The organism is Larkinella rosea (genome assembly GCF_003858635.1).
Lineage (GTDB): Bacteria > Bacteroidota > Bacteroidia > Cytophagales > Spirosomataceae > Larkinella > Larkinella rosea.
Window position 1 is genome coordinate 2,104,323 of sequence record NZ_RQJO01000007.1, and the last position, 25,477, is coordinate 2,129,799.

Here is a 25,477-nt window from a genome sequence, read left to right on the forward strand (position 1 = left end):
GTTGATCACCTGTCCGTTTCTGTATGGACGTTTGTTCATTTTTGGACAAACTATCACCTCCAGCCCACGCGGTAAAGCCCCTTTCAGACCCTATAAACCTATTTTTAAAAGTTTGGCCAAGTATTTATTCGACAAAGCCTATACGAATCATTCCGGCATACCACCGGGCCTGGGTTTCGGCAACGGACACCCGTCGCTGGATGCAGGGTTCGGGGTCTTCCTGCAGAAGCTGTTCCATGGGCGACAGAATCAGCGTCAAAGGCGTTCGAAACTCGTGGGTAACGTTTGAAAAAAACCGGGTTTTCATGGCATCGAGCGCCCGAAGCTGCTCGGCTTCCCGCAGGTTGGAAAGCATCCGTTGCTCCATGCGCACGCGATTGGCATAGTTCCGGAATAAGGCGTAGGCAATGCCGCCGATCATCAGTCCGTAGAGCACATAGGCCCACCAGGTTTCCAACCAGAGCGGCCGAATGGTAATGGGTAAAGTTCGGATGTGCGGACTCCAGATGCCCGATGTATTGGTGGTAATCAACCGTAACGTGTAACTACCGGGCCGTAAATCCGTAAAAACCGCAACGGGTCGGCTGTTTTCCACCCAGGCCCCGTTGAGGCCCGTCAATTGATACCGATAGCGGTTTTTGGTATGTTTGTTAAACTGAAGGGCCGAAAACTCAACCGTCAAAAAGTTTTGATCATACGGCAGGTCAAGCCGGTCAAGCGCCTGCGGTGGCAACTCGCCGAACGGCGTTGTTGTTGATTTGCAGGCTGGTAATCTCCACATTGGGCTGAAAAGGGTCGGGTCGAACCTGACTGGGATAAAACGCCGTAATGCCCTCCAGGCCCCCCATCAGAATCCGGTTGTCCGGCAGGTGTACAAAATGATAGCGGTTAAATTCATCGGCCAGAATCCCATCTTCGGTCGTATAATTCCGGATTTGCAGGGTTCGTCGGTTGATGCGGGCCAGGCCTTTGTTCGTACCGGCCCAGACATCACCGTGCGGATCGGGAATCACCGAATAAATGAGCAATTCGGGCGTCGGGAGGTGGTTCGGCTGGGCAAACAAAACCGGGGAGAGCCAAAACAGCCTACCCAAAACCGCGAAAATAGATCGAAATTTCCGATTGTACCTTTGCTTCATAGGCCACGGCTAATCAGCGCAACTACCCAAAGTAAGGAGAAAATTTCTCATGTTACTTTTTTTAACAAATCATTTATCAGAAGGAAACAATTGGTACAATTCGAAAACAACGGTTTTTAGACTTGCCGGTTTCCCCGAATGGTTAGCGCTATTTTAAATCTACCTTTATCCAGCACGCACTCTCCTATCGTACCAATTCGGCCAGATACCCTTTGGCATTGGCATTCGTCGGGTCTTTTTCAATGGCTTTCTGGTAGTAGACGATCGCCAGTTGTTTCACTCCCATTTTGGCGTAGCAGTCTGCAATCAATTGGTAGGCGTAGGAATAATCGCCCGGCTGAATGGGCAAGCTCGTACCCAGCTGAAATAGCCGGATTGCCTCTTCATACTTTTGTCGACGCATCAGGTATTTGCCGGTATTTACCAGATCCCCGATCTCGAACCCAAGATCATACCGCTCTCGCTGGTGCTCTTTGACCTCCCGGTAAAAGGCCATGCCCTCGTTGAAATCGGCCAGCACTTTTTCGCGCATATCCAGGTAGAGCGAGCGTTTGGGAACCGTGTACGGTTTTCCCTGAAGAATGGCGATAATGCTGTTGGTCAGCGCGTTGACCTTAAACTGCTGGCTATTGGTCATCAGAATTACGACAATATCATTCGCGACATCATGGGTCATCAGAGCTTCGTAGTTATAATTTGAGCCATGATGTTGATGCCAGGTCAGCTCGTCGTTTTTAAAAACTGCATGGCCCAGGCTGCTTTCGTTGCCGCCAAAATCCACGGCCAGCGCCTGCATGGACGCTTTAGTAATCAGTTGGTAACTATCCAGTTTGACCAGCCAGTTGTACAGATCATCAATCGACATGCGGGGCCAGCCCGTTAGTTGCTGCTCGTAGTTGCTTTCTTTAAAATTGCTGTCAAACGCCCGCGTCATTTCCGGGGCCGTAACCGGCAAATCCAGGAAGGTGTGGTGCATCTGCAGCGGTTTCAGCAGCTGTTCGGTGATAAATGCCGCATACGTCTGGCCCGAAACCCGCTCAATGATCCGGCGCTGGAGATATACATTGGAATAGCTATAGGCATAGGCATTGCCCGGCCGGAAGGCCAGGGCTTTCAGCGATTTCAGTTCATCAAGAATCTGCTGATCGCTCATCGCCCCCGTAATGGGCAAACCGCTGGTGTAGTTGATCAGGTGCTTGAGCTGGATGCTGTCGGACCAGCTCGGCAGGTCTTTCAGGTACTGGCTAAGCCGGTCAGTCAGCAACAGTTTTCCTCGTTGCTGTAACAGTAGAAGGGCGGCACCATTAAATTCCTTGGAAATGGAGCCAATATCGAAGAGCATATCGAGGCTCAGCCTGCGGCTGCGGCTGCCATCGGCGTAGCCAAAACTGTTGCGGTATTGGATCACTCCCCGATGCACCACAACCACGTTGCCATTGAAAACACCCAGGCCATGAGCCGCCTGCATGAGTGAGTCAAGCCGGTTTCTGATCTGATCCTGAGCAAGCGAAGAAAATGATATGATGGCCAGCAGGGCCAGACAGATTAGTTTTAGACGGAACGTGCGCATGTGATTAATCGGAAAAATCAATCAATAATACGGTGGTTATGTGTGATCAATTTTGGTAAACTTGCCAACGACACCACCCGTTTGTCAACGGCACCGGAACCCGCCTGGTGACTCTTATCTTTGTGCATTCGAAAATGTTGATGACTCGACTCAAACCGTGGATTCGCTGGTTTTGCCTGATGGGGTTGCTTGCGCTGGCAGGCTGTCAGCCGGTTTCGATCGGCCCGGAACAGATCCGACTGAAGCTCGGGGATCAGCCCGAGTGGGCGGTTTTGGACTGGAACGATCGGAACTGGTCAGTGACCAACGGCACCTCCCGGCAACAGGTTTTCTGGGTTCGCTTCCACTTCCACCTGGACTCGGCGGCCACGCTGCGTAAACCGCTGGGGGTCCGCGTCGTGGCCCTGGGTTCCTTCGATGCGTTCTGGGATGGGCGGTTGCTGGGTCATAATGGGCAGGTCGGAACGACGAAAACCGCCGAGCGTCCCGGTCAACATGCGACGTATTGGCTCCTGACCGATGCTGATACCAAACCGGGGGCGCATGTGCTGGCGCTTCGGGTATCCAATTTCTATTCCCGCGCGGGCTACAGTTTTTATAATGCCCGGATTGAACATGAGCCGGACCGGGCACGGGCCTCGTTGCAAACCGTTGCCTGGATGGCCATGCTGGCGGGAGCTTTTTTGATCGGTGCGTTCTACTACCTGTTTTTGTATTTTCACAACCGCCGGGAGCCCCTTTTTCGCTTATTTAGCCTGATTTGCGGGCTGTTCTTCGGCCTGCTCGTTGCCGAATATGTACCCTTTGTCTGGCCGTATCGCTATGACCTGCAAACACCCCGACTGGAAGTGATTGGGGCGCTGACGCTGTGTATTTCGCTGCTGGTTCCTTCCTTTTTGAACCGGCAATTCAGCCTCTTCAACCCCAGACGCTTTACGGGGCTCTTGCTGTTGGTTCTGCTGGGAATCTATCTGTACTTCCACGGACGGTATGATTTTACGGCCCAATTGCTGAGTTTAACGATGGGAATCAGTGCACTGTTCATAGCGGTTTTGGCGGTGCGGCAGCAGCGAAAAGGGGCCGCCAGCATCCTTATCTCGATCGTTTTGAGCGGGTTATGCACCCTCTTTTTCTACTATGACTACAGCCTGTACCTCGGTTTTGGCTTTTTACTGCTGGCTATGCTCTACGGACTGGTGACTCATTCGAGGGAAATGGATCAGGCTTATCGGGAGACCTTCGTGTTGTCGGAGCGGCTAAAAACGGAATTGCTCAAAAAAAGTATTCAACCCCATTTCTTGCTTAATACTCTGACCTCGCTTATCGACTGGATTGAGGAATCGCCCCGGCAGGGTGTGGTGTTCATTGAAGCACTCGCCAGCGAATTCAGGTTGTTGAGTCAAATGGTCGATGTGCGTCTGGTGCCGATCACGCATGAAATCGAGCTGTGCAAAAGCCACCTGGCCGTCATGCGGTTTCGGAAGGAAATTAATTATGTTTGGGAGGATTCCGGCATTGATCCGACCGATACGCTTCCCCCGGCTTTGCTGCATACCGTTCTGGAAAACGGAATTACCCACAGCTTACCGCTGGCCGACGGAACGATCCGGTTTCTGCTTTCTTTTCAGCGGAATGCGCATTACCGGCAGTATCAACTCCGCACCCGGGCCATCAACCGCAACCCGGGAGACCAACCAAAAACCGGAACGGGATGGCAGTATATGAAAGCCCGACTGACCGAAAGTTACGGCCAAAACTGGGCCCTGCTCTCGGAGGAAATCGAGGAGGGCTGGCTAACTCAACTAACGATTTATGCGAATCCTGATCATTGAAGATGAAGCCCGGATTGCGGCCCGGATCGAACGGTTCGTGCAGGAAATTCTGGGCACTGAGCTAAGCAGTCTGGCACGTTGCGATGGCGTTGAAAGTGGCACCGAATACATTCGCAGTCAAGGCATTGACTTGCTGTTTCTGGATCTAAACTTGAACGGACAAGACGGTTTTGAAGTACTGAAAAACGTAGTGGCCGAATCTTTTCACACGGTGGTGGTTTCGGCCTATACCGACAAGGCCATCACGGCTTTTGAGTATGGCGTGCTCGATTTTATTGCCAAACCCTTCTCGGTCGAGCGGGTCAGACAGGCTTTGGAACGGGTGGTCCAGAAACCGGCGGGTCCGCAGCCCCCCCTCCAATTTCTGGCGGTTAAGTCGCGGGGGCTAATCCGGTTGATTCCGGTAGAAGACGTGCTTTTTATACAAGGGTCCGGTGTGTATTCCGAACTGCATTTGCTGAACGGAACGAAAGCGTTGCATGATAAATCACTGGAAAAACTGGCCCAACTGCTGCCCGCCCGTTTTGAACGAATTCATAAATCCTACCTGGCCGACAGCCGTTATTTTGCCGCGATCCAGATTCAATCGGGTGGTCGCTATACGCTTCAGTTAACCACCGGCCACCAACTGCCCATCGGTCGGTCGCGGTATGAGCAGCTCAAACGACACTTCCAATAGTTACGGCGGTTATTCCACCTTCTATCCTTTCGAAACCTCCCGAATTTTCCTAATGTAGTATTTTAACAGGGCTATTTCACACACACATATGAAATTTCTCTACCGGTATTATTACACGTTTTTCCAACTTCACCTGCGGGACCGGGAAATTGGTAGAAATAAAAATCTACCCTGGTTTAGTGCCTTAATTCAAGTGACAGCTGGCCTTCTTTTCCTGTTCTTAGGTACGTATTGGGGACTATTGTGGCTAATTGAATCGAAACCAATCACAGGTGGGCTACAGAAGTACCACATCTACCTTTTGGTGGCTCTCCTCTTTTGGGCTTTGCATTATCTGCTTTTTCAGCACTTTGGCGTCAACAAACAAACCGGTTTAACCGATCAGTATACATTTGAAGGGACAGCTCAAACCAAACTGTTTTTCTGGATAATCTGGGTTGGTTCTTTCTTGTTTGTCGTCATACTAGGCTTTCTCCGTCACCAGTAGGGTTGCGTTGAACTTTGACTTCCGAATCGAGACGAATTAACCCGCGTTCATACTTTTGTTAAAAATACTTAATAACCGGATCTCATTACAACCTTTTGTAACCCACCCCGTTCTTTGTTCGTGATGTAATCCTCTAAAAATAATCGTATGAAAGCCTTTTACTATTCCCTCGTATTGGTAATGACCACTTCAACTTTTGCGTACAGCCAGGGCCGTTTTTCTTTATCGGCAACTCTCTCACCCACCTGGCGTAATCTGGATTACCGGATGACGATCCACGACAGCAGCCCCGATGTCTCCGGCGCCAATGTCCTGGCAAAAGATCACGGTGGTACCGTTGGACTGATGGCGAATTACCAGTTCCATCGCAATTGGTCGGTTTCGTCGGGTTTATGGTACAACCGCTCGAAAGGGTATATGGATTTTCAGGCCTTCAGAACGAATACAACGATTGAAGCTGAACCTACCCGACAGATGACGCTGAATCATTTGCAACTACCGGTTTTAATCAATTTTTCTCCCACCAAAAACCGCTTATCGCCTTACCTCTCGACAGGGCTGGTGTTCAATATGAATTACCAGAGTCGGATTTCACCTTTTCCGGGAAGTAATGAGGCCGGCGTAACTCACTCAAAAGAAATAAATACGCACGCGCTGGTGGGGGTTGGTGTTCAGTACCGGATCAGTTCGCGGTGGTCCGTAATCGTGCAGCCCACGGCCATGTACCGATTGGGAAGTCTTAAAAACAATTCAGATCACGGCTATCCTCTCCAAATTCAAAGCCGCAATCGGGACTGGCAATTCGGAGTTCAGGTTCGACTGAAATATACCTTTTAGAGATAGGCGCGTTAGTGTCGGCAATGAAGCCAAGTGCCTGGGGCCCCCTTTTTACCAATTTACGCTCCCGACGTGATCGTAAGCTAATTTTATGCCCACTTCCGGTCAGCGAGAATGGAACAATCAACGGAAAAACCGGCCGTACGTATCATTTCTTTTCTCTGCTTTTAACTTTGCGGGTTTTATGCTGGTACTTCCGTTGTTCCCACCAAAGAACAGGAATCGATAGCGTTACCACAAATAACGTAATGATCGACAGGACAAAAACTCCCATCGTATCCGCTAGCAGGAATAGGTGACGTGCGCTGGTGGCAAAGGCGGTTATCTGAAGTAGAGCCGTCATGGTGAATCATTCGTTGAAGGTATAGCTTCGTAGGTAGTCCCCGGAACCCTAAACCGGTCTCTCAAGGTCGGTTTTGCGGATGGAATGCTCCGGATATAATTGCTCCAATTCCCGCCAAAAAGAGCGGATAAAGCTCCGCTCGGCCCGCGAAATACTTTCCCGAGCCTGAACAACTCGCTGCAGAATATGCACAAACCGCTTCCGGGTCTGCCGATTTAGTTCCAGGCGAGAGTCGGTTCTGTGCGGGAAAGGCAACCGACCGGTTTCTCCCACAACTTCACCTATATTGTCCCACAGAAAACAGATGCAAACCGTCAAATTCCAGTTGGGGTCTTTCGCGAACAGGTCTTTAACTCCTGCGCTTTCCGGCTCCGGGAAAGAACCCGCCAGCTTTGTGAGGGTGAAGGCAACATTGCCCAAATCCTTGGCTACTTCAGGGGTGTACATTTTACGTTTCAGTTTGTTGAAGATTTTACGAGAAACAGGTCCGATTCACCTGTTTCTGTCCTTATGCGTACGTATGAGCGGCCAGTTGATGGAAAACCCGTTCATCCAGTCGGTATCGATCATTCAGCGTCAAACTACTCCGGCTGGTAAACAGGGCATAGTTCACCGCGTTATATAAAAGCCAGTATGACCCCGGGGTGTCGAGGAGACGTTCTTCCAGGCGCAATCGTTCGCTGGCCTGCTTGGCTAGCTGAACCGGAATGGGCAATTGACGCAACAAACGATCCTGAGCGCCGGATAAAGGCACTTGCTGAAGGTGGTTATACACCGTTGTCGTCAGCGAAGGTGGCGACTGCAAATGCTCCAGCAATACTTTGTGCAAATATTCCTGAAAGCGTTCGATCGTCAGCGCCCGGTGGTGGAGCTTGCGAATATCGGTAGCGGATCGTTCCGGTTTTCGTTGGGCCGAAGCCCCTTTGGAAGGCACTTTTTCCTTTCCGCTGGTCCATTTCTCCAGCCAGTTCTGGTACGAATTCAAATCGGTAAACGGGTCTGCCCAGCCCAACAAGCCATTCTGGCAGACGGAACGGTAGAGGCTGCTGCCCAGTTGAGTGGTTGAATCCGGCAGCGCGGTCAAGGTTTGTCCCTGAATGCTGAATGGTGTTCGTCCGTTATAACTGTTCGTCAGAATCAGACTCCGTTTTAGCCGTTCGCTACCCACCGATAAGGAAGTGGGTAGAACAATGCTGATGCTGAACTCCCCCGTCGTGGTGTACTTAATCAGAAGGTGATAATCGGGGATTAACTGGTCAACTACGGCCCGAATAGCGGCATTCGGGATAATTGTATAATCCGCGCTTTGAATGCCAAACAGCGTTTTTCGACCTCCGGCCATCTGCCCAACGATCAACTGTTGACGATCCGTTGCGACGATATCGTAGTCCGGCAATAATTCGGTGAGCCAAACCGGTTGTACGGGGTAACAAATATCATCCCAGGACTCGGTGATCTGCGGTTGAGCGCTCAGATAGGTCATAAAATTGATTTTTTACACGTGTAAATTTACAACTGTAAAAATTAAATGCAATAAAACCGATCATCAAAAGAATCGTTTGCCGGTTCCCGGATAAAAATTCGGCAAACGGTTTTTATCTTACTACCCGCAGCATGGCATTCAGGCGTTATTAAAGTGTAAATCCCACAGGTGATTCGCAGCGGTCAGGATGATGGGTTGTTTGTCGGTGACAATGATCGTCTGTTCGTGCTGCACGGCAACACTATCTTTGGCGATCAGTGTCCAGCCATCTCCTTTTTCCTGCGCGTAACTGGCGTTAGTGGATAAAAACGTCTCGATGGCCACGACCGAGTTCTTTCGAAAACGGGTTTTATTGGACCGGTCGTAATAACATAGAATCTCAAGCGGTTCTTCGTGCAGACTTCGGCCAATTCCGTGGCCGGCCAGGTTTTTAATGACCCGGTATCCACTCCGCCGGGCTTCCGTTTCGATCAAGCGCCCAATTTCAGCGATTTGTACCCCTCCCCGGATGTGGCGAATGGCTTTAGCCAGTATCCGCTTTGAGGTTTCTACCAGGTCACTACGCTGATGAATATCCCGCCCCAGAACGAACGATCCACCGTTGTCTGACCAATAACCATTTCGTTCGGCGGACACATCAATGTTGACCAAATCCCCTTCCTGAAGAAGCCGTTTTGCCGAGGGGATACCGTGACAAACCTCCTCATTTACACTAATACAGGTCCAGCCCGGAAAACCGTAGGTGAGTTTGGGGGCCGATCGGGCGCCCTGCTGTTCCAGCAATTGTCGCCCAAATTGATCCAGTTCAAGCGTCGACATTCCTGGCCGGGCATACTGTTGCATGCGCTTCAGGGTTGAGCCAACAATTTGGCTAATCTCCTGCATCCCGGCTAAATCCTCTTCCGATTTCAATGACATAGGTTTGTGTTCCAATGGTGTGCTCAACCGCAGGGATACTTTGCCACCGGCTCTCCCTCCTCTCCCAAAAGTTTACCAATTCGATTCATTTCCGGGTACAGACTTTAACTTGATTCCTACCTTTCCGGTTCAACGGGAGGACAATGGTGATCAAGAAAAACGAGATACGGTTTTTCGCAGCCGCAGTTGTCAAAACCGATTTTGGTGTAAAGACCCTGATCATTAGGGCCATACGCTAAAACCCGTACTTCTACGCTAAAACCACCCTGATATCCTTTTTAATTTCAATCATCAAATACACACGATAACCTTACTATTTTAAAACCATGAAGCTAATGTATTTCTGCCTTCTCATCGTTCTGGTGGGAAGCTGTAAAAGTAACGGAGACGGGGGTGCTTCGCCGGAAAAAACCGCCAATGACGTTGTCTTGACGGCGAAGCAACTCAGTATGCCGCTTAGTACCTTTGATATCGGCGCGTATCCCGTTCAATCCGTTCTGGTCGGAAATTCGATTTATTTTGGCAATTATTCCAACACGGCCAAAACGCAGTTCTTTGTTCGCTATGACCTGGGAAGCAATACGTTTTCCTCTTCCCTGGCGAAATCAGCTAATGTTTGTGGATGCGGTTATTCCAGTAAGCTGGTATCGGACGGAACCAATATCTTTTTCATTGCCAATGATGCGACCAAATACACGGTTTCGTCGAACACCTGGCAAACCTTAACGTACCCGACAACGGCGAAGGATAATAATGGCGAAGCGGGCGTCACGTATTACAATGGCAACATTTATTTTGTCGGTGGACGTACGCCCAGTACGCTGTTCAAATATTACAGTGTCAGTCAGGATAAATGGTTCACCGTTCCGAACTATCTTTTTGCCACAACCTCCAGTGAACTGGTCGTTTATAAAGATAAAATATACGCACTCGGAGGTCAGGGAGCGAAGCAGAAAATGGCCTATTTTTCAACCACCGGCAACACCTGGACGGCGTTGAAAGACCTGCCCTTCGAGGTTGCCAGCAGTTATCAGAATGTTTATTCGGCGGTTTTGGGTGATTATTTATTTGTGCTGCAAAACCAATCGGTCTACGTCTATGATCTTCTGAAAGACACCTGGGCCACGGAACCTATTAAACTGGAAAATGTCCCCGGCTACGGCAACCTGTTCTCGAATGGGCAAAAGCTTTACATCAGTGGCAAAAACAGTTCCAATACGCCCGCCATTACGGAATTGACGATGTCGATGAAATAACGAAGTTGAACGCAAAAACTAAAAACCGGGATAACAAACTGCTAGGTTTACTCATTTGGAATGTAACCCTGATCGAATTGTTTCCATTCATAGCCATAAGCTACCCACAACAAGATCAGAGGGCTGTCGCATTTGTACCAAACCCAAAAAATAGGGTCAACTACCGAATCGTTCCCCATATTTATCATTCCTGATACAAAAACGATCGTCGTTGGTACAAAAGCGACAGCCTTTCCCTGGCAGCTACGCTAGGTTTGCGATTGGTGGAAGACGAACCCCTCCACGCTAAGGTTTACTCCTATGACCCCGTTTTTACCCTTCCGCGGGCTGACGCCCAGGCGGATCAGCCAATTGCTCTTCCTGGCTCGGAAAATGAAACGCCAAAAAGTTCCTGACCATGGTATTCGGAACCCTGAACCAGTCAGTGATTGACTGACCTCCGGATTAGGAATAGGGTGGTTGAAGATCAGGAGGATAAAATACTTAAAATGAAAGTAAAAAGGCGGTCGTGCAAGATTTGTGATAGCCTTTGGGAGATTATTGATAGTGCGTTTGGGGGTAGTGGCCTTAGTTTGTTCTGCAATGAGAGACAAAACCGCATCCACGATTTTCGAACCTACGCGTGCTACTATGAAAACCCTTTTACACTATTTTACTGGACTACGAAATAACCATCTTGCCGTTCTGCTACTTGTCGGCCCCAACCTGTTCGCTCAGCATGCGACCAAGCTCTTTGACAAAACGATTGGAGGGACCGCCAGCGACGATCCGACTTCTATCGTAAAAACAGCCGATGGCGGTTACCTCGTGGGAGGTACGTCAAGCTCCGGTATGGGAGGAGACAAAACCACCGCTGCCCGAGGTGGGCGGGATTATTGGGTGGTCCCGCTGGTCAGTGGCAGCTTCGACGGCTTTGTCTATGGGGCGGATTGCTCCACCTTCCGGGGCTGGGCCTGGGATCGCAAGAAGCCCAATACCCCACTGACGGTCGAATTTTACCGGGATAGGTCGGGAACGGTTTTAGGCAGTACGATCGCCAACATCTACCGGCAAGACCGGAAAGATGCGGGGAAAGGCAACGCTTCGCATGCCTACAACTTCAGCCCGCCGGGCAGTGTGACCAGTGGGGCCTTGATCCGGGCGCGAGTGCTGGGTAGCACCTATGAACTGAAAAGGGGAGTCAAAGCGTATCAATGTGCGCCCGCCCGTTTATCGGCCGAAACCGGTTCGCAGCTTCAGGTGATGGTTTTGGGCAACCCGGTTTTCGATCAGGTCGAGGTGGAAATCCGGGGAGCCGAAAGGCAGCCACTTCGGTTACAAATGACGGATGCAAGCGGACGGTTGGTTGCGCCAGCTTGAAGAAGCAAAATTCATTGATAAACAGACTTTTGTTGTCGCTCAGCAACCGCCGGGATTGCTGTTTCTACGGATCACCAGTGGCTTGAAAACCGTAACATTGAAAGTCGTGACGCAGTAGCCCCCCATCACCCCGCCGGGTGGTAGCCGGGTAGGGTATTTTTCAACCATAAAGGAGACAACCGATCTTATATTCCACTAAAACCAGTTCCTGATGTATTTCATTTACTCTCATTTCCGGACCTCTCTGCTGGTATGCAGTCTGCTGGTCCTTGCCTACCTGCCCACCCTAGGGGCCTTTAGCCCAGTCGATCGACAGGGGAATGCCAAAAGAGGCTATTCCCCGGTGGCCTCCCCCTGTTCAGCGACAGTGACCGCTCCTCCCAATCAGACCTACTGCGCCGGCAGCATCACCGCCCCCATTTCCTTTATCGGAACAGGCCAGTTCTATAGTTGGACCAATTCCAATCCCGCCATCGGACTGCCCGCCAGCGGCACGGGCACAATCGGTTCTTTTACCGCCCTCAATGCGACAGGTTCAACCCAGACAGCCATCATCACGGTCATTCCCCGGCGCCAGACCTTTGCCTATATAACTAGCCAAGCTCCGAGCAACGTCAGTGTGATTGATGTGACCACGAATACGATAGTGACCACCATCGAGACGGGGGCTTTCCCAAATGGGGTCAGCGTAAGCCTCGACGGAAACCGCGTCTATGTCTCGAACTCGGGTTCAAACACGGTAAGCGTGATCGATGCAGCCACCAATATCGTCATGGCCACCATCGAGGTAGGAAATGCGCCGTTTGGTGTTAGTGTGAGCCCCGACGGTCGTAACGTTTATGTTTCAAATTCGGGCTCAAATACGGTGAGTGTGATCGATGCAACTACGAATACCGTCACAGCTACCATCGGGGTGGGGACTAGCCCGAATGGTGTCAGCGTGAGCCCCGACGGCAGCCACGTTTATGTTGCTAATTATGGATCGTCCAACCTGAGCGTGATCGATGCAGCCACCAATACTGTCACGGCCACCATTGATGTAGGAAGTGCCCCCTATGGGGTCAGTATAAGCCCTAACGGCAGCCATATCTATGTAGCGAATCATTTTTCGGACAATGTGAGCGTAATCGATGCAACCACGAATACCGTCATATACACCATCCCAGTGGGGGAAAGGCCGTATGGTGTCAGCGTGAGCCCGGACAACACCCGTGTCTACGTCACAAATTCTGGTGTGGATAATGTCAGCGTGATCGATGTAGCAACCCATACCGTGACGGCCACCATCGATGTGGGAAGTATACCGTTGGGTGTCAGCGTGAGCCCTGATGGCAGCTACGTCTATGTCACGAGTATATCCTCGGACGTTGTGAATGTGATCGATGCGACTACCAATACGGTGACGGCCACCATCGAAACGGGTTCAGTGCCTGTTAGCCTTGGCAATTTTATTGGACCCGCCAGTTGTGAGGGCACGCCCCAAAGCTTCACCCTGTTGGTCGAACCTGTCCCGACAGCCCCCTCCCTTAACCTAACCACTGTTCCGGCAGTTACTCAACCCATCTTGATCAATACTCCCGGCGTTACCCTGACCGCCACGGGGTGCAGCGGAGGAGTCGTCAGCTGGCACGGTCCTAATGGCACCCATGGCAGTAGCTCGATCATTCCGGTTCCCACCGCCAACTCGGGGGGGCTGGTGTACTCGGCTACCTGCACGCTGGGCAGTTGTGCTTCACCGCCCGGCAGTACGACCGTCACCATCAGTCCCCCGCTGGTCAGCGGCAGCTTCGACGGCTTTATCTATGGGGCGGATTGCTCCACCTTTCGGGGCTGGGCCTGGGATCGAAACAAGGTCAACACCCCGGTTTCGATCGATATTCTCGATGGTCCCAACGTCATCGCATCGTTTCTGGCCGATGTCTTCCGCCAGGACCTGCAAACCGCCGGAAAGGGCAACGGAAAACACGCTTTCAGCTGGAACATTCCCGATTCGTTCAAAGATGGGGTAACCCACAACCTCTCCGCCCGCATCAGTGGCAGCGGTTTTATCCTGAAAGACTCGCCTAAAGCCCTCATCTGTCAGGGCAGCAGTACTCCGGATAACAAAGCCCCGGTGCCTCCCTCCCCAACGGTCCTGATCGCTCCCCTGGCCGCTCAGGTAAATGTGCCGTTTTCGGGGACCTTGGTGGCCTTCACCGATCCGGAAAACCAGCCGCTGACCTACGCCCTGAGCGGGTTGCCCGACGGCTTAGCCATCAACATGACCAGCCGCGTGATCTCGGGAACGCCCACCGTTGCCGGTACCTTCGTGCTGGCCTACTCGGCCAGCGATGGCGTGCTGACTAATTCCGTGAGCTTTCCGCTAACGGTCAACCCGGCATCGACGACAACTGTAACGGGAGATTTTGAAGGATACCTGGACAAGCTGGATTGTGGCGGCATCCGGGGTTGGGTGTGGGATCGCAAGAAGCCCAATACCCCACTGACGGTCGAATTTTACCGGGATGGGTCGGGAACGGTTTTAGGCAGTACCGTGGCCAACATCTACCGGCAAGACCTGAAAGACGCCGGGAAAGGCAACGGTTCGCATGCCTACAACTTCAGCCCACCAGGTAGTGTGACCAGTGGGGCCTTGATCCGGGCGCGGGTGCTGGGTAGTACGTATGAACTGAAAGGGGGAGCCAAAGCGTATCAATGTGCGCCCGCCCGTCTATCGGCCGAAACCGGTTCCGAGCTTCGGGTGACGGTTTTGGGCAACCCGGTTTTCGATCAGGTCGAGGTGGAAATCCGGGGAGCCGAAGGGCAGCCGTTGCGGTTGCAGCTTACGGATGCCAGCGGCCGCTTGGTGGGTCAGCGGCAGCTTGAAAGCGCAAAAGCGATAGAGCGGCAGCATTTATCGGTTCAGGGGAAACCGGCGGGACTGTTGCTGCTGCGGGTTACGAGCGGGCTGAAAACCGTGACGGTAAAGGTGTTGAAGCAATAGGATAAAACAACTCAGATAGAAAGGCGCTGATCGCTGATCTGCGCCTTTCTGTATTATGACTTTCTTGGTTTGCCAATGGGATATCTCCACGGTCGTTTGATTGGTGATTTTGAGGTTAAAAACTGGAGGTTAAAAGAGATGCCCCCGCTCGACATAGGAGACAGCAACAAGGCTTAAGGTTAACACTACCACCATTACAGCCAGGATAACAGCTGACTTTTTCCGCAAAGAATACGCTTTCATAACTAAGACAGTTTTGTTTATTTGTGAAGATACGAGTGTGCGAAATCCGTTCTTATTGATTAAGAATTTTTAACGTTTTATGACCTGAAGGGAGGTTTTTTTAAACATTACACTGTTTTCATCGTTTATCGTATATAGAATAGCGTTCAACCACCGTACATCTATCTTAATTCCTTCAATCCGAGTTCCTTTCCTGCTCCTGTAATTCAAGCTGTCGGACAAGCCACTCCATCACCCGCAGCAAACAGGCACTTTATCGATTCGAATGCGCTCACGCATTCGCACTCGTTTTTTCCCTTCAAAAATCCAGCCTACGCTTTCCCCAAAAATCACCATGAAAAAGAAAAGTAGAATCTATGCCGTCAATAGCCAAAATGAGAATCAAGCAGCAACCAACCTCCTGATCAAACTCGTTGACGGGACTCACATGCTTAAAACGTTCCAGGATGGAGCCTGTCTGGTCGACAATATCTTATACAATCAACCGCCAGAGCTAATTATTTTGAATCATCAACCACCCAATCCGGATGCGATCTCAATTTTGAATACACTCAAAACAATGCCCGAATTGAGAGCGATTCCTATCGTCGTATGGAGTTCTTCGGCTACCCGCGAAGACATTCAGGCAAGTTACCAAGCCGGAGCAAATTGTTTCATTGAATTACCAGACAACAGTAACGAAATAGTGTCAAAGATTGAGCTAGTCTATCATTACTGGTTTGAAGTAGTTATTTTACCCAAGAGTACCATATTTGACAATTTCTTGTAAAAGGTAAACTATTAAGCTTTGATTAGGAGTCCATAAAACGGTGGTTAATGTTCAGACGTTTCTTTAGTTTGTTGTTGTCTTAAAAACTTATATACCCTTCTGAAACTGGAGCCTTATTGCTGTCGGGAAGACGAGCGGATGAGTTTTTGAGACCGGTACTTCAAACCAGGAGCAGCCAATGGCAAGTGTGTGGCACGATCCGTTTTTCACCCTGGAAGCAGATACACTCCTTTCGTTAGACGAAGTTGAGGCTGTTCCGCTCATCGAGCAAGCCGCTGAAATGATCCAGAAAATGTACAGCGTGATTCGAAAACTATTGGCCGTCTATCTGCATAAATTAAAATTACGACGGATCTATACGCAAAAAATGGGCAATCTGCCTGCTGAGCAGAAAACCAATCAGGCCCTGTTTAATCGATTTCGAAAAGTGATGGAGGAGTATTTCGGACAGTTGGCTACTGGCCAGCAATCGGTAATGCCATCAGTTTCCCTGCAACCCAAGTCGCTGGGAGTCATTAATGAAGTCATTAAACGCGTGACTAACCTACCCGCATCCGCTCATTGGCAGCGCAAAATGATTCTGTAGGTCAAAAGCTTTTTATTGCACTCCGATGACCAGGTCGGCCAAATTGCCTATCGATTTGGCTTTGACAACGTATCCTATCTCAATCGATTCGTCAAAAAACAAACGGGTCTGACATGAGTAATGGCCCAGGTCTGTATAGGAAAGATCCTCAGGCTGTTCGATAAGAACCGCTAAATAGATACCTGTTACAAGGAGTGAGCCAACGAATTATATTAGTGAAAAAATCTCCCCAAATGAAAAACGCCCTATTTTTCTTACTGGCGGCCCTCGGACTGATGGGTTGCCTGTTGTCCTGTCAGCAAAAGGATCCTAATGCCAATGCCGACGATGTGGTTTATGTGGGTAGTGAAAACAAGAAGCTCTATGCAGTGGATGCAGTGACTGGCACCAAAAAATGGGAATTTACTACGGGGGCTCCGATATTTAGCAGCCCGGTCGTGAGTAATGGAATCGTCTTTGTAGGGAGTGGTGACAAGAAGTTTTATGCCCTGGATGCGACCACCGGCACTAAAAAATGGGAATTTACCACCGGAAGTTTTGTGGATAGCAGCCCAGTGGTGAGCAACGGGCTGGTGTATGTAGGTAGTTATGACGACAAGGTCTATGCCCTGGATGCAACTACCGGCACCAAAAAGTGGGACTTTGCTACTGGAGGAGATATACCTGGCAGCCCGACGGTGAGCAACGGGATGATCTATACTAGGGAGCGTTGACAAGAAAATCTACGCCCTGGACGCGGCTATCGGTACCAAAAAGTGGGACTTTACCACCGGGGCCAGAATCGATAGCAGCCCGATAGTGAGTAATGGAATCGTCTACGTAGGCAGTAGTGACAAAAAGCTCTATGCCCTCGACGCGACCAGCGGTGCCAAAAAATGGGATTTTACCACCGGAAGCGATGTAAGTAGCAGCCCGATGGTGAGCGACGGAATTGTTTATGTAGGGAGTGGTGACAAAAAGCTTTACGCCCTGGACGCGGCTAGCGGCACCAAAAAGTGGGACTTTACGACCGGGGCCAGAATCGACGGCAGCCCGACGGTGAGTAACGGGCTGGTGTATGTGGGCAGTAATGACGGCAAGCTCTACGCGGTGGATGCAGCCACTGGCACCAAAAAGTGGGACCTTTCTATTGCGGGAAGTAAAAATATTAGCAGCCCGACGGTGAGCAACGGCGTACTCTATTTGAACGGCGATCCCACTAAGCTTTATGCGGTAGATGCGGCTACTGGCACTGGCAAATGGTCCTTCTTCACCACCGGGGGCAATGCAGAAACCCAAAGCAGCCCCTGCGTGGTGACCAAAAACGGAACCGTAGTCCATTGGGGTAACCGCAACTAAACTGCTTGCCAAAAATGTATTAAATTGTTCTTTTGACAAGTTAGTTTAAGTTAGACTGAGTCAGTTCAGGTAGAATAAGTACCTGATCGGCGCGAAATATCAGCGCTGTTTAAGCGACTTTCCGTCGATATAAAGGTTGGTAGTTGTAGCCCTTTCCAAATACCTCCTTTCTTGTTACATTCTTGATGACAACAAAACGGGCGATTTGTGATTGGGACAGAAAAACTAATCAGAGGAGTAGCTGCCACTTTGGGGGCATTTCCGGGCTAATTCGGCGTCAGCTGCCCGTAAATGGGGGCTGACAATGGGGAGATCGGCAAAATGTTCCGGTTGAACCTGTCCAATCAGCTCGGCATGTGAGACCCTCGAGGGTTGGTTTTCTTAAGATTTCATAAGTGTTGTTTACTGGTTGCTTCCTAAGCTACGTAAAAACCGGCTCTGTGAACGATTGCCAAAATGTATTTCCTCCACTATTTTCTGTCGATTTTAATTCATTGAAATGATGACGGTTGGCATATGGTAAAGCCCGCATGGAGCTAATCCCCAATTAAAACTGACAAAATTTCAGTTTCATCTTGGTGGCGCACTGGCTGAAAAAATGTCAGTATACAGGCAATTTTCTGCCAAAATTCGTTTGGCACAAGGATTGTAACAGCAATTTTTGAAGGGAAAGCCCTTCGGTTTCCCTTCTTTTTACTGTTGTGTAACTTTTAAAAAGCTAGGTTAACTATGTCACTCATCAAAAGAAATGGGGCGTTGCCCCCGGCATTTCCGGCGCTGTTCGACGACTTCTTTGGCCGGGATCTTTTTAATTGGAACAATCGCAATTTTTCCACCACTCAAACGAGTCTTCCGGCCGTCAACATCAAAGAAACAGCGGATGCCTTTGAGGTGGAAATGGCCGCTCCCGGCATGACCAAACAGGACTTCCGGGTCGAGCTAAATGGCAACCAGCTCACGATCTCCTGCAACAAAGAAAACCGGGAGGAAAAACAGGGCAATGGGTACACTCACCAGGAGTTTAGCTATCAATCCTTCCAGCGGATGTTTACTCTGCCTAAGGACGTGGTCGATGAGGACCGGATTGAGGGCAAATATGAAAATGGTCTTCTTCATCTGACGATTCCCAAACGGGAAGAATCCAAACAAAAAGCCCCCCGGCGTATCGAGATTGGCTAAGGCTGTACCATACGTCTTTACCGGCACTCCTTTGGGGTGCCGGTTTTTTGCTTATTTTCTAACAATTGATAGCGGGTAAAACAGATAAAGAATGGGGATATGGATCGCGGATATTATCTGATGGTAAAAATGAAATCTCCGAATGGCTGGGTTGAATACGGACGTTTTTATGTAGGAGATGAACGAGAACTGGCGAATACCACTTTCAATGGTTTGCAAGGCCGGACTCAGAGTGATGGGTGGCTCCGGCTGGAATTAATGGAAAGCCGGGGGCTGACCCAGGTGTCACTCCAAAGAATTTATTGTTCACTAGATGAACTGATGGAAAATTGCAGACGAATTACCAAAGAAGTTTTTAAACAATTTAATCTGGAACAAGATCCAGTACCGGCTCCAGAACTGCTGGCAGTTTGACATGTTATGGGCTAAAAATTGCCTCCAATTGGAAATATTGAGTACACTGATTGGTTAAAACAACAGTTAATCTTTCTCCATATGCAATTGAATAAAATACCCGGATGCGTTGGGTCCGGGTATTTTATTGAGCTTAGATTCTACCATTTTCTCATTCATTTTCCAGATTGTGTCAATTTATCTGAAGAATAAAAGAAAATGTCTTTACTTCAAGTGAATGGTTAGAATGTTAAAAATCGCACAAACTAAGATTAGTAGAACCATCAATAATAGCCTCCCTAAGCAACCGCTTCTTTTTTTTGGCACTTCCGTTCCACGGGTTGATTGGACGGAGGGCTCCATGTTTTTTTTCATGGCGTGGATAATAACCGGATCGGAATCTGCCAGCAAAATCTGCTGACGAACCTGATCGGCTTCATCCTGAGTTAGTTTATTATGTAAGGTGTTAAACAAAGTTTCTTTGTGAACGACGAATCGGTATTTTCCCAGACTGGTACGAACCTGAATGGTATAGGAATCAGCATCCCGGGGTTCATGAGTTAAATACTGCGCACTGGGCCCAAAGACAATCACAAGCATCTGTTCGATCAATTCCCGATCAACGATGAATTCCGGTTTCATAGGCTAGATATTGCTTTGTCAAAAGACAGCGGCAGACCAACGACAGTTGCTTGCAAAGAGACGTCAACAATAGATTTTTTGCACCGTCATTGTGAAACCTACAAAACGTGTTGATCACCCGAGGGCAGGGCCAACTTTTGAAATAATGAAAATTCAACAAAAGGGATTGCGACAATCATTTCTACGAAGTTGGCGATTAACTCAGCCTTTCAACGTGAAATTTGAGAGGTGAAAGTGGATTTGATTGAGTATGGAGACGGAAAGAAGTTTGGTGCATTTTCTACTGGCTTCGTATTGATGCGTGAGCAAGTTCGCGAAGTAGCCATTGTCATCTTGGCCTGCATGACCTATCTCGGGGAAGAGCTTTAAAGACTTATTCACCAATCAATAAGTTCAAAATAATAGCGCTTTGTTACCTAATTATTTACGTGCTTTACGGCCTTAACCGAAATGCTGTGAAACTTGCCCCTTTTAGTGCGCTACTAGCCGGACCTGCTGCTTTTTTTCTTGTTTTATTTTTTGCTGACTTAGACCCTGGCCATCCCGAAGTTACCCGAATGGCTGCGGTGGCCGTATGGGTGGCCATTTGGTGGCTTACCGAAGCAACGGACCTGGCTGTGACGGCTTTGCTGCCGTTTATACTTATTCCCATCCTTGGCATAGCCGATTCGCAAACGGTGGCGGCCCAATACATGGATCAAACCATTTTTTTATTTATTGGGGGCGTGCTGCTCGCTTTTGCGATTGAACGCTGGAACCTGCATCAACGGATTGCCTTGTCCATTTTATCGAAACTGGGAACCAACCCAGCTACCATGCTTGCGGGAGTAATGAGCGCTACTTTTTTTATTTCTATGTGGGTGTCAAATACGGCTACTGTCATGATGATGCTCTCCGCGGTGCTGGGCATTATCATTCAGGTGGAAAAACACAACCTATCTACGTTTCAAAAAAATGCGATCGCCAAGGCAATGCTGTTGGGGCTTGCTTATGCTGCATCCATTGGCGGCATGGCTACACTGGTGGGAACGGCCACGAATCTTGCTTTCTACAAAATATATGTAGATGCTTACCAGGATGCCCACGACATGAACTTTGTCAGGTGGTTTGTGTTGGCTTTCCCTGTTGCAGTCATATTGTTAGCCTCGGCATTTTTTATTCTTAAATTCTCCTTTCTACGCCAGGCAAAAAACGTTGTATTCGACCGCAGTTACTTTGTTGCCGCCCTACGGCAATTGGGCAAAATGGCTTTTGAAGAAAAGATCGTATTTACGGTTTTTGTTCTTACTGCCTACTTGTGGTTTGGCCGAAAAGATATTGATTTTGGCTCTTTTCATATAACCGGTTGGAGCCAGCTTTTGGGTACACAGGCATCGTTTATTACGGATAGCACGGTGGCTATTGTTATGGCATTTTTACTATTTCTAATTCCCTCGAAAAATGAGAAAGGAAAAATGCTGATGAGTTGGGAAGAAGCGAAGAAACTTCCGATCGGCATCATCCTTTTGTTGGGCAGTGGTTTTGCGTTGGCAAAAGGCTGCGATCAGTCGGGGCTAAGCACTTGGCTGGCTCAAGAACTGCTTTTTTTAAAGGATGCGTCTCCGGTTGTTATTATCGCGGGCCTATGCGTTATCGTTTGTGTCATTAGCGAACTTGCTTCAAATGTGGCCTGCATCCAATTGGTGCTACCCATTTTAATCGCCATTCAAAAAGTAACCCATCTGCCCCCCTTAATGCTGATGGTACCTGCCACGCTAGCTGCGTCGCTCGGGTTTATGCTTCCCGTAGCAACCCCGCCTAATACGATCGTGTTTGGAAGTGGGCGGATCCGTGCGGCTGATATGCGCAATGCAGGGTTGCTGCTCGACGTTACCGGTATTGTTATTATCACAGTTGTATCAATGATTATCCGGATATTTATTTGGAAATAAAGATAGCGCCGGGTTAAAAAATCTATTGGGTCAGTGGCGGAACTCTTTAAAGGAACGGGCTCCCTTTCCCACTGAGCGTTCCGAAAATCAAGTGTTAGTGAATGAGTAATACAAACGCGGATCAACACGGCGGAGTCTTTTGCAATGACCACCAATCGATACTCCGTTGCGCTTGAGCCAATCGTGTTGTACGACGGGCGTAAATAGGCAGCCAATCCGGACAGGGTTGGGCAAAAGTCCGTTTGGGACAAACTGGGTTAAGACAGCGAAATCCTCTCAATCGTAATCTCAACTGGACTTGTTTATTGCTAATGGGTAAATCTGTAGGCTGACGATAATCAAATCCGTGTAATCGGTTTAAGACTTGCTGGCAAAGCGGACAACCGGCCTGCTGATCAGTTGAATAGGCTACTAGAATGTAGCCCTTTGATGGAGCTGGCAGTCTATGATGTGACAATTGGGAAGGTAAACAGGAAATGAAAGCTCACTGCTCATTTAAACAGAACAACAAAAGCTAAAAATCAGCTCACTTAGTCAGCCACACAAAGCACGTAAGAGCCAGTTTTTAGAAGTCAGTCAGTCAGCGTCTTTCAGCGCCAGTTCAGTCTGTTGGCGGTCGGTGGGTGATGTCACTGGCCGCGCCGAACCACTCAGTAATAGCCCCAGCGGCATTTAAGATTGGGATGGCCCGCAAAAACGCCCAGCCCACAGTACCATCCTGCCGAATCACGCGGTGTTTTAACTCAAAGGTCTCTTTGTTTTCAATGGATTGTTGGATGGTGGCCTTTACCTGGGGCCGATCTTCCGAAGGAATGTATTGGTCCAGCCACGGTAAACCAGGCTGGTTGGGGTCGACTAAAAAGTCGTTGCCCTGCAGGTGGGACATCTCCGTCCAGTCAGCATTCATTTTAAACAAGGAGTCGGAACTGGCCAGGATAAATAACCGGAACCGTTCTTCACTGGCCCGCAGGGCTTCTTCGGCCGCTTTGCGCCGACTAATATCAACGAAGGTAATGACGACACCGTTGATGCGATCCTCAGCGGTACGGTATGGCAATATCCGCATGATAAACGTCCGACCGTTGGTCGTACTCACTTCCTGTTCCACGGTTTGCAGCGTAGTCAGCACCTTTTCAGCGTCAATCGACAGCTGATCGTAGTCCAACTGGTGGGTAATGTCGGTTAAGGGACGGCCAAAATCCGTTGGTATTAAATTGAAAATTTCCCGGGTCGTGGACGTAAACAGATTCACCCGTAAGCTGCGATCCAGAAACAAGGTTGCAATGTGGGTCGAGTTGATCAGATTCCGGAGGTTATTGCTCGACAGGGATACTTCTTCCACCTTAACCTTTAACTCCTGGTTGACCGTCGTCAGCTCTTCGTTGATTGACTGTAATTCTTCCTTGCTGGTCTCCAGTTCCTCGGCGGCCGAACGCAGTTCTTCGTTCATAGCCTGTAATTCTTCGTTGGAGGCTTTGAGCGCTTCGGCCTGCAATTCATAATGCTCGTTGGAAGCCCGCAACTGCGCCTTCACCCGGATCAGTTCTTCTTCCAACTGGCGGGCGATCGGCTCGACCGAAGCCACTACGGGCCGAGGGGGATTTGACTCCTCACTGACTGGTTCAAAAAGCACCAGAAAATAACCCCGCGCCGGATTAACGGTGCCCAGTACGGGTCGAACATGCAAGGTAAGCGTTTCAATACGCTCCTCCAGTTGCAGTTTCAGGTGACGAGCTTCGACATTGGTTTGCTGCTGGGAGGCCTGGTAGAAAGCCGTCCGTAATTCCAAACGTAATTCGGGGCGGATCAGCCTCAAAAGATTCTTCGACACTTCTCCTCCTGCGAAATGCAGGTAACGCCCGGCCCGTTCCGTGATGTGCAGGATGTCGTATTCATCATTGACAATGATCGAAGGAGGAGCATATTGCTCCAGCAAAGCCAAATGTAAATCACCGAAGTTCAACCGCTGGCCGGTTGACTCATTGCCCTGCGGGATAAGGGGCGTCTTTTTTTCCGGGACCAACCGGGGCACGTGTTCGGGAACCAGGTAGCGACGTCCCCGCACGGGCCGACTCTGGTACATATGATATTCCCGGTGGACATTGGCATACAGATCTTTGGTGGTTTCGACCGTCTCGGATTGGCCCAGCACCAGGTAAGCCCCCGGGTTGAGGGCGAAATGGAATGTTTCCAGTACCCGTTCCTGAGCAGTCTGGTTCAGGTAAATCAGCAGGTTACGACAGCTAATTAGATCCAACCGGGAAAAGGGCGGGTCCTTCAAAACATTGTGATGGGCGAACAGTACCAACTCGCGGATTTCCCGGCTGATGCGGAAGCTATCGCCTTCCGCTGTAAAAAAACGGCGCAGCCGCTCAGGGGGTACATCCGCTGCATCATTGAGGGTATAAAGCCCCTCGCGGGCTGTGGCAATGGCGGCTTCATCCAGATCGGTGGCGAAGATCTGCACGCTGGGCGCATCGATTACCACCGAAGTAGCTTCGGCACACAACATGGCCAAGGAGTAGGCTTCTTCGCCCGTAGCACAACCGGCGACCCAGATGCGCAGGGTATCACCGGCTTTTTTCTCCTGAATCAGCCGGGGCAGCACTTCTTGCTCTAAGGCTGTAAAGACCGCCTTGTCACGAAAAAAGTTGGTCACTGAAATCAGCAGGTCTTTCAGCAGGGCGGTCGTTTCCTGAGGGTGCTCATAGAGGTAAGCGGCATATGCGGACAAGTTAGGCAGATTACGCACGTTGATGCGTCGTTCCAACCGGCGCAGGAGCGTGGGACGTTTGTAGTTGGAAAAGTCATGACCGGTGCGCAGCCGCAGTTGAGTAAAGACCTCCCGCAAGGCCTGCTGCTGGTCCTCCGGCCTCAGCTGGACCTCCTGCGAAATAACCACCGTACCCAGGTTCTGGTGGTACGTAATCAACCGGGCTGGAATATGTGCCACCGGCAGCACGTCATCAACTAGCTCAGTGGCGATGGCATTGCGGGGCATTTCGGTAAAGGCCGCTTCGTAGGGATTTTGCACAAAGACCGCCCCTCCTTTTTCTTTAATGCGTTTGAGCCCCATTGAGCCGTTGGCTCCGGTACCGGACAGGATGACGGCCGTGGCTCGAGAACCGTGCGATTCGGCCAGCGTACGAAATAAAATATCCACGGGCGCCCGGCGATCTTCCACCGTCATATTGGGCAGGACCGCGATGTGACCGTCCTGCATTTCCAGATGTTGATTAGGAGCAATAACATAGATCTGGTCGGCAACCACCCGTTGTTTCTGCGTAACCTGACAGACGGAAATTGGGGTTACATTTTGCAGAATCTGGGTGAGCTGACTGTCATAATCGGGGGACAGATGCAGAATAACAATGTAAGCGATGCCCGACTGCGGGGGCACCTGCTCAAAAAAAGAGATAAGCGCTTCGACGCCCCCTGCGGAAGCCCCAATGCCGACCAGTAAGGATGGGGTATTTTCTAGTGTGTTAGGCATTGGCGAATCGTTTCAGG

General features: G+C 49.9%; 24 protein-coding genes. 14 read left to right on the forward strand and 10 right to left on the reverse strand.

Features of this window, described 5'->3' with window-relative positions:
- Positions 1 to 124: 124 nt before the first annotated feature.
- From EHT25_RS08640 to EHT25_RS08650, 3 genes are all read right to left on the reverse strand, one after another.
- Entirely contained in the window at positions 125 to 781 is a 657-nt protein-coding gene (locus EHT25_RS08640) for a triple tyrosine motif-containing protein (protein WP_124873298.1), read from the reverse strand.
- Positions 714 to 1,094: a hypothetical protein gene (locus EHT25_RS08645; RefSeq protein WP_124873300.1), complete on the reverse strand. Its 381-nt coding sequence runs from the start codon at positions 1,092 to 1,094 to the stop codon at positions 714 to 716. The genes EHT25_RS08640 and EHT25_RS08645 overlap by 68 nt, the downstream gene beginning before the upstream one ends.
- Positions 1,095 to 1,323: 229 nt before the next feature.
- Entirely contained in the window at positions 1,324 to 2,709 is a 1,386-nt protein-coding gene (locus EHT25_RS08650; protein WP_124873303.1) for a serine hydrolase, read from the reverse strand.
- Between the two features lie 134 nt (positions 2,710 to 2,843).
- Between EHT25_RS08650 and EHT25_RS08655 the strand changes: the two genes are divergently transcribed.
- From EHT25_RS08655 to EHT25_RS08670, 4 genes are all read left to right on the forward strand, one after another.
- On the forward strand, positions 2,844 to 4,541 hold the full coding sequence (locus tag EHT25_RS08655) for a histidine kinase (protein ID WP_124873305.1): 1,698 nt from the start codon (positions 2,844 to 2,846) through the stop codon (positions 4,539 to 4,541).
- A complete protein-coding gene (locus tag EHT25_RS08660) occupies positions 4,522 to 5,220 on the forward strand; it encodes a LytR/AlgR family response regulator transcription factor (RefSeq protein ID WP_124873307.1) in 699 nt (232 codons plus the stop codon). Before EHT25_RS08655 ends, EHT25_RS08660 begins: the two co-directional genes overlap by 20 nt.
- Before the next feature lie 88 nt (positions 5,221 to 5,308).
- Positions 5,309 to 5,707, forward strand: a complete 399-nt coding sequence (locus EHT25_RS08665) for a hypothetical protein (protein WP_124873309.1) — start codon at positions 5,309 to 5,311, stop codon at positions 5,705 to 5,707.
- A gap of 147 nt (positions 5,708 to 5,854) precedes the next feature.
- Entirely contained in the window at positions 5,855 to 6,544 is a 690-nt protein-coding gene (locus EHT25_RS08670; protein ID WP_124873311.1) for an outer membrane beta-barrel protein, read from the forward strand.
- A gap of 148 nt (positions 6,545 to 6,692) precedes the next feature.
- Here the strand turns inward: EHT25_RS08670 and EHT25_RS32955 are convergent, their stop codons facing one another.
- From EHT25_RS32955 to map, 4 genes are all read right to left on the reverse strand, one after another.
- Positions 6,693 to 6,887 (reverse strand): hypothetical protein, encoded by a 195-nt coding sequence (locus EHT25_RS32955; RefSeq protein WP_124873313.1) that lies wholly within the window; start codon positions 6,885 to 6,887, stop codon positions 6,693 to 6,695.
- A 48-nt stretch (positions 6,888 to 6,935) separates the two neighbouring features.
- Entirely contained in the window at positions 6,936 to 7,334 is a 399-nt protein-coding gene (locus tag EHT25_RS08680) for a TerB family tellurite resistance protein (RefSeq protein WP_124873315.1), read from the reverse strand.
- A 61-nt stretch (positions 7,335 to 7,395) separates the two neighbouring features.
- On the reverse strand, positions 7,396 to 8,370 hold the full coding sequence (locus tag EHT25_RS08685; protein WP_124873317.1) for a hypothetical protein: 975 nt from the start codon (positions 8,368 to 8,370) through the stop codon (positions 7,396 to 7,398).
- Positions 8,371 to 8,508: 138 nt separating this feature from the next.
- Complete coding sequence (gene map / locus EHT25_RS08690) at positions 8,509 to 9,288, reverse strand: type I methionyl aminopeptidase (RefSeq protein ID WP_124873320.1); 780 nt, start codon at positions 9,286 to 9,288, stop codon at positions 8,509 to 8,511.
- 335 nt (positions 9,289 to 9,623) lie between these two features.
- Between map and EHT25_RS08695 the strand changes: the two genes are divergently transcribed.
- From EHT25_RS08695 to EHT25_RS08735, 9 genes are all read left to right on the forward strand, one after another.
- Entirely contained in the window at positions 9,624 to 10,544 is a 921-nt protein-coding gene (locus EHT25_RS08695; RefSeq protein WP_124873322.1) for a Kelch repeat-containing protein, read from the forward strand.
- 630 nt (positions 10,545 to 11,174) lie between these two features.
- Entirely contained in the window at positions 11,175 to 11,903 is a 729-nt protein-coding gene (locus EHT25_RS08700) for a hypothetical protein (protein ID WP_124873324.1), read from the forward strand.
- A gap of 211 nt (positions 11,904 to 12,114) precedes the next feature.
- On the forward strand, positions 12,115 to 14,886 hold the full coding sequence (locus EHT25_RS08705) for a YVTN family beta-propeller repeat protein (RefSeq protein WP_124873327.1): 2,772 nt from the start codon (positions 12,115 to 12,117) through the stop codon (positions 14,884 to 14,886).
- Between the two features lie 508 nt (positions 14,887 to 15,394).
- Entirely contained in the window at positions 15,395 to 15,898 is a 504-nt protein-coding gene (locus EHT25_RS08710; RefSeq protein ID WP_124873329.1) for a response regulator, read from the forward strand.
- Between the two features lie 178 nt (positions 15,899 to 16,076).
- The gene (locus tag EHT25_RS08715; protein ID WP_124873331.1) at positions 16,077 to 16,484 is read left to right on the forward strand and encodes a hypothetical protein; all 408 of its coding nucleotides are present in this window, start codon (positions 16,077 to 16,079) and stop codon (positions 16,482 to 16,484) included.
- Between the two features lie 233 nt (positions 16,485 to 16,717).
- On the forward strand, positions 16,718 to 17,197 hold the full coding sequence (locus EHT25_RS08720; protein WP_124873333.1) for an outer membrane protein assembly factor BamB family protein: 480 nt from the start codon (positions 16,718 to 16,720) through the stop codon (positions 17,195 to 17,197).
- Between the two features lie 7 nt (positions 17,198 to 17,204).
- The gene (locus EHT25_RS08725; RefSeq protein WP_262707822.1) at positions 17,205 to 17,822 is read left to right on the forward strand and encodes an outer membrane protein assembly factor BamB family protein; all 618 of its coding nucleotides are present in this window, start codon (positions 17,205 to 17,207) and stop codon (positions 17,820 to 17,822) included.
- A 729-nt stretch (positions 17,823 to 18,551) separates the two neighbouring features.
- Positions 18,552 to 19,001, forward strand: coding sequence for an Hsp20/alpha crystallin family protein (locus EHT25_RS08730; RefSeq protein WP_124873338.1), 450 nt, complete (start codon positions 18,552 to 18,554; stop codon positions 18,999 to 19,001).
- Between the two features lie 99 nt (positions 19,002 to 19,100).
- Complete coding sequence (locus EHT25_RS08735) at positions 19,101 to 19,415, forward strand: hypothetical protein (protein ID WP_124873340.1); 315 nt, start codon at positions 19,101 to 19,103, stop codon at positions 19,413 to 19,415.
- A gap of 204 nt (positions 19,416 to 19,619) precedes the next feature.
- Here the strand turns inward: EHT25_RS08735 and EHT25_RS08740 are convergent, their stop codons facing one another.
- Positions 19,620 to 20,036, reverse strand: coding sequence for a hypothetical protein (locus EHT25_RS08740; RefSeq protein ID WP_124873342.1), 417 nt, complete (start codon positions 20,034 to 20,036; stop codon positions 19,620 to 19,622).
- Positions 20,037 to 20,491: 455 nt separating this feature from the next.
- On the opposite strand from EHT25_RS08740, the gene EHT25_RS08745 reads away from it, so the two are divergent.
- Positions 20,492 to 21,967, forward strand: a complete 1,476-nt coding sequence (locus tag EHT25_RS08745; RefSeq protein ID WP_185731304.1) for an SLC13 family permease — start codon at positions 20,492 to 20,494, stop codon at positions 21,965 to 21,967.
- 121 nt (positions 21,968 to 22,088) lie between these two features.
- On the opposite strand, the gene EHT25_RS33435 is transcribed toward EHT25_RS08745, so the two are convergent.
- Positions 22,089 to 22,424, reverse strand: coding sequence for a transposase family protein (locus tag EHT25_RS33435; RefSeq protein WP_185731305.1), 336 nt, complete (start codon positions 22,422 to 22,424; stop codon positions 22,089 to 22,091).
- 144 nt (positions 22,425 to 22,568) lie between these two features.
- A complete protein-coding gene (locus tag EHT25_RS08750; protein ID WP_124873346.1) occupies positions 22,569 to 25,460 on the reverse strand; it encodes a CheR family methyltransferase in 2,892 nt (963 codons plus the stop codon).
- Between the last annotated feature and the right edge of the window lie 17 nt (positions 25,461 to 25,477).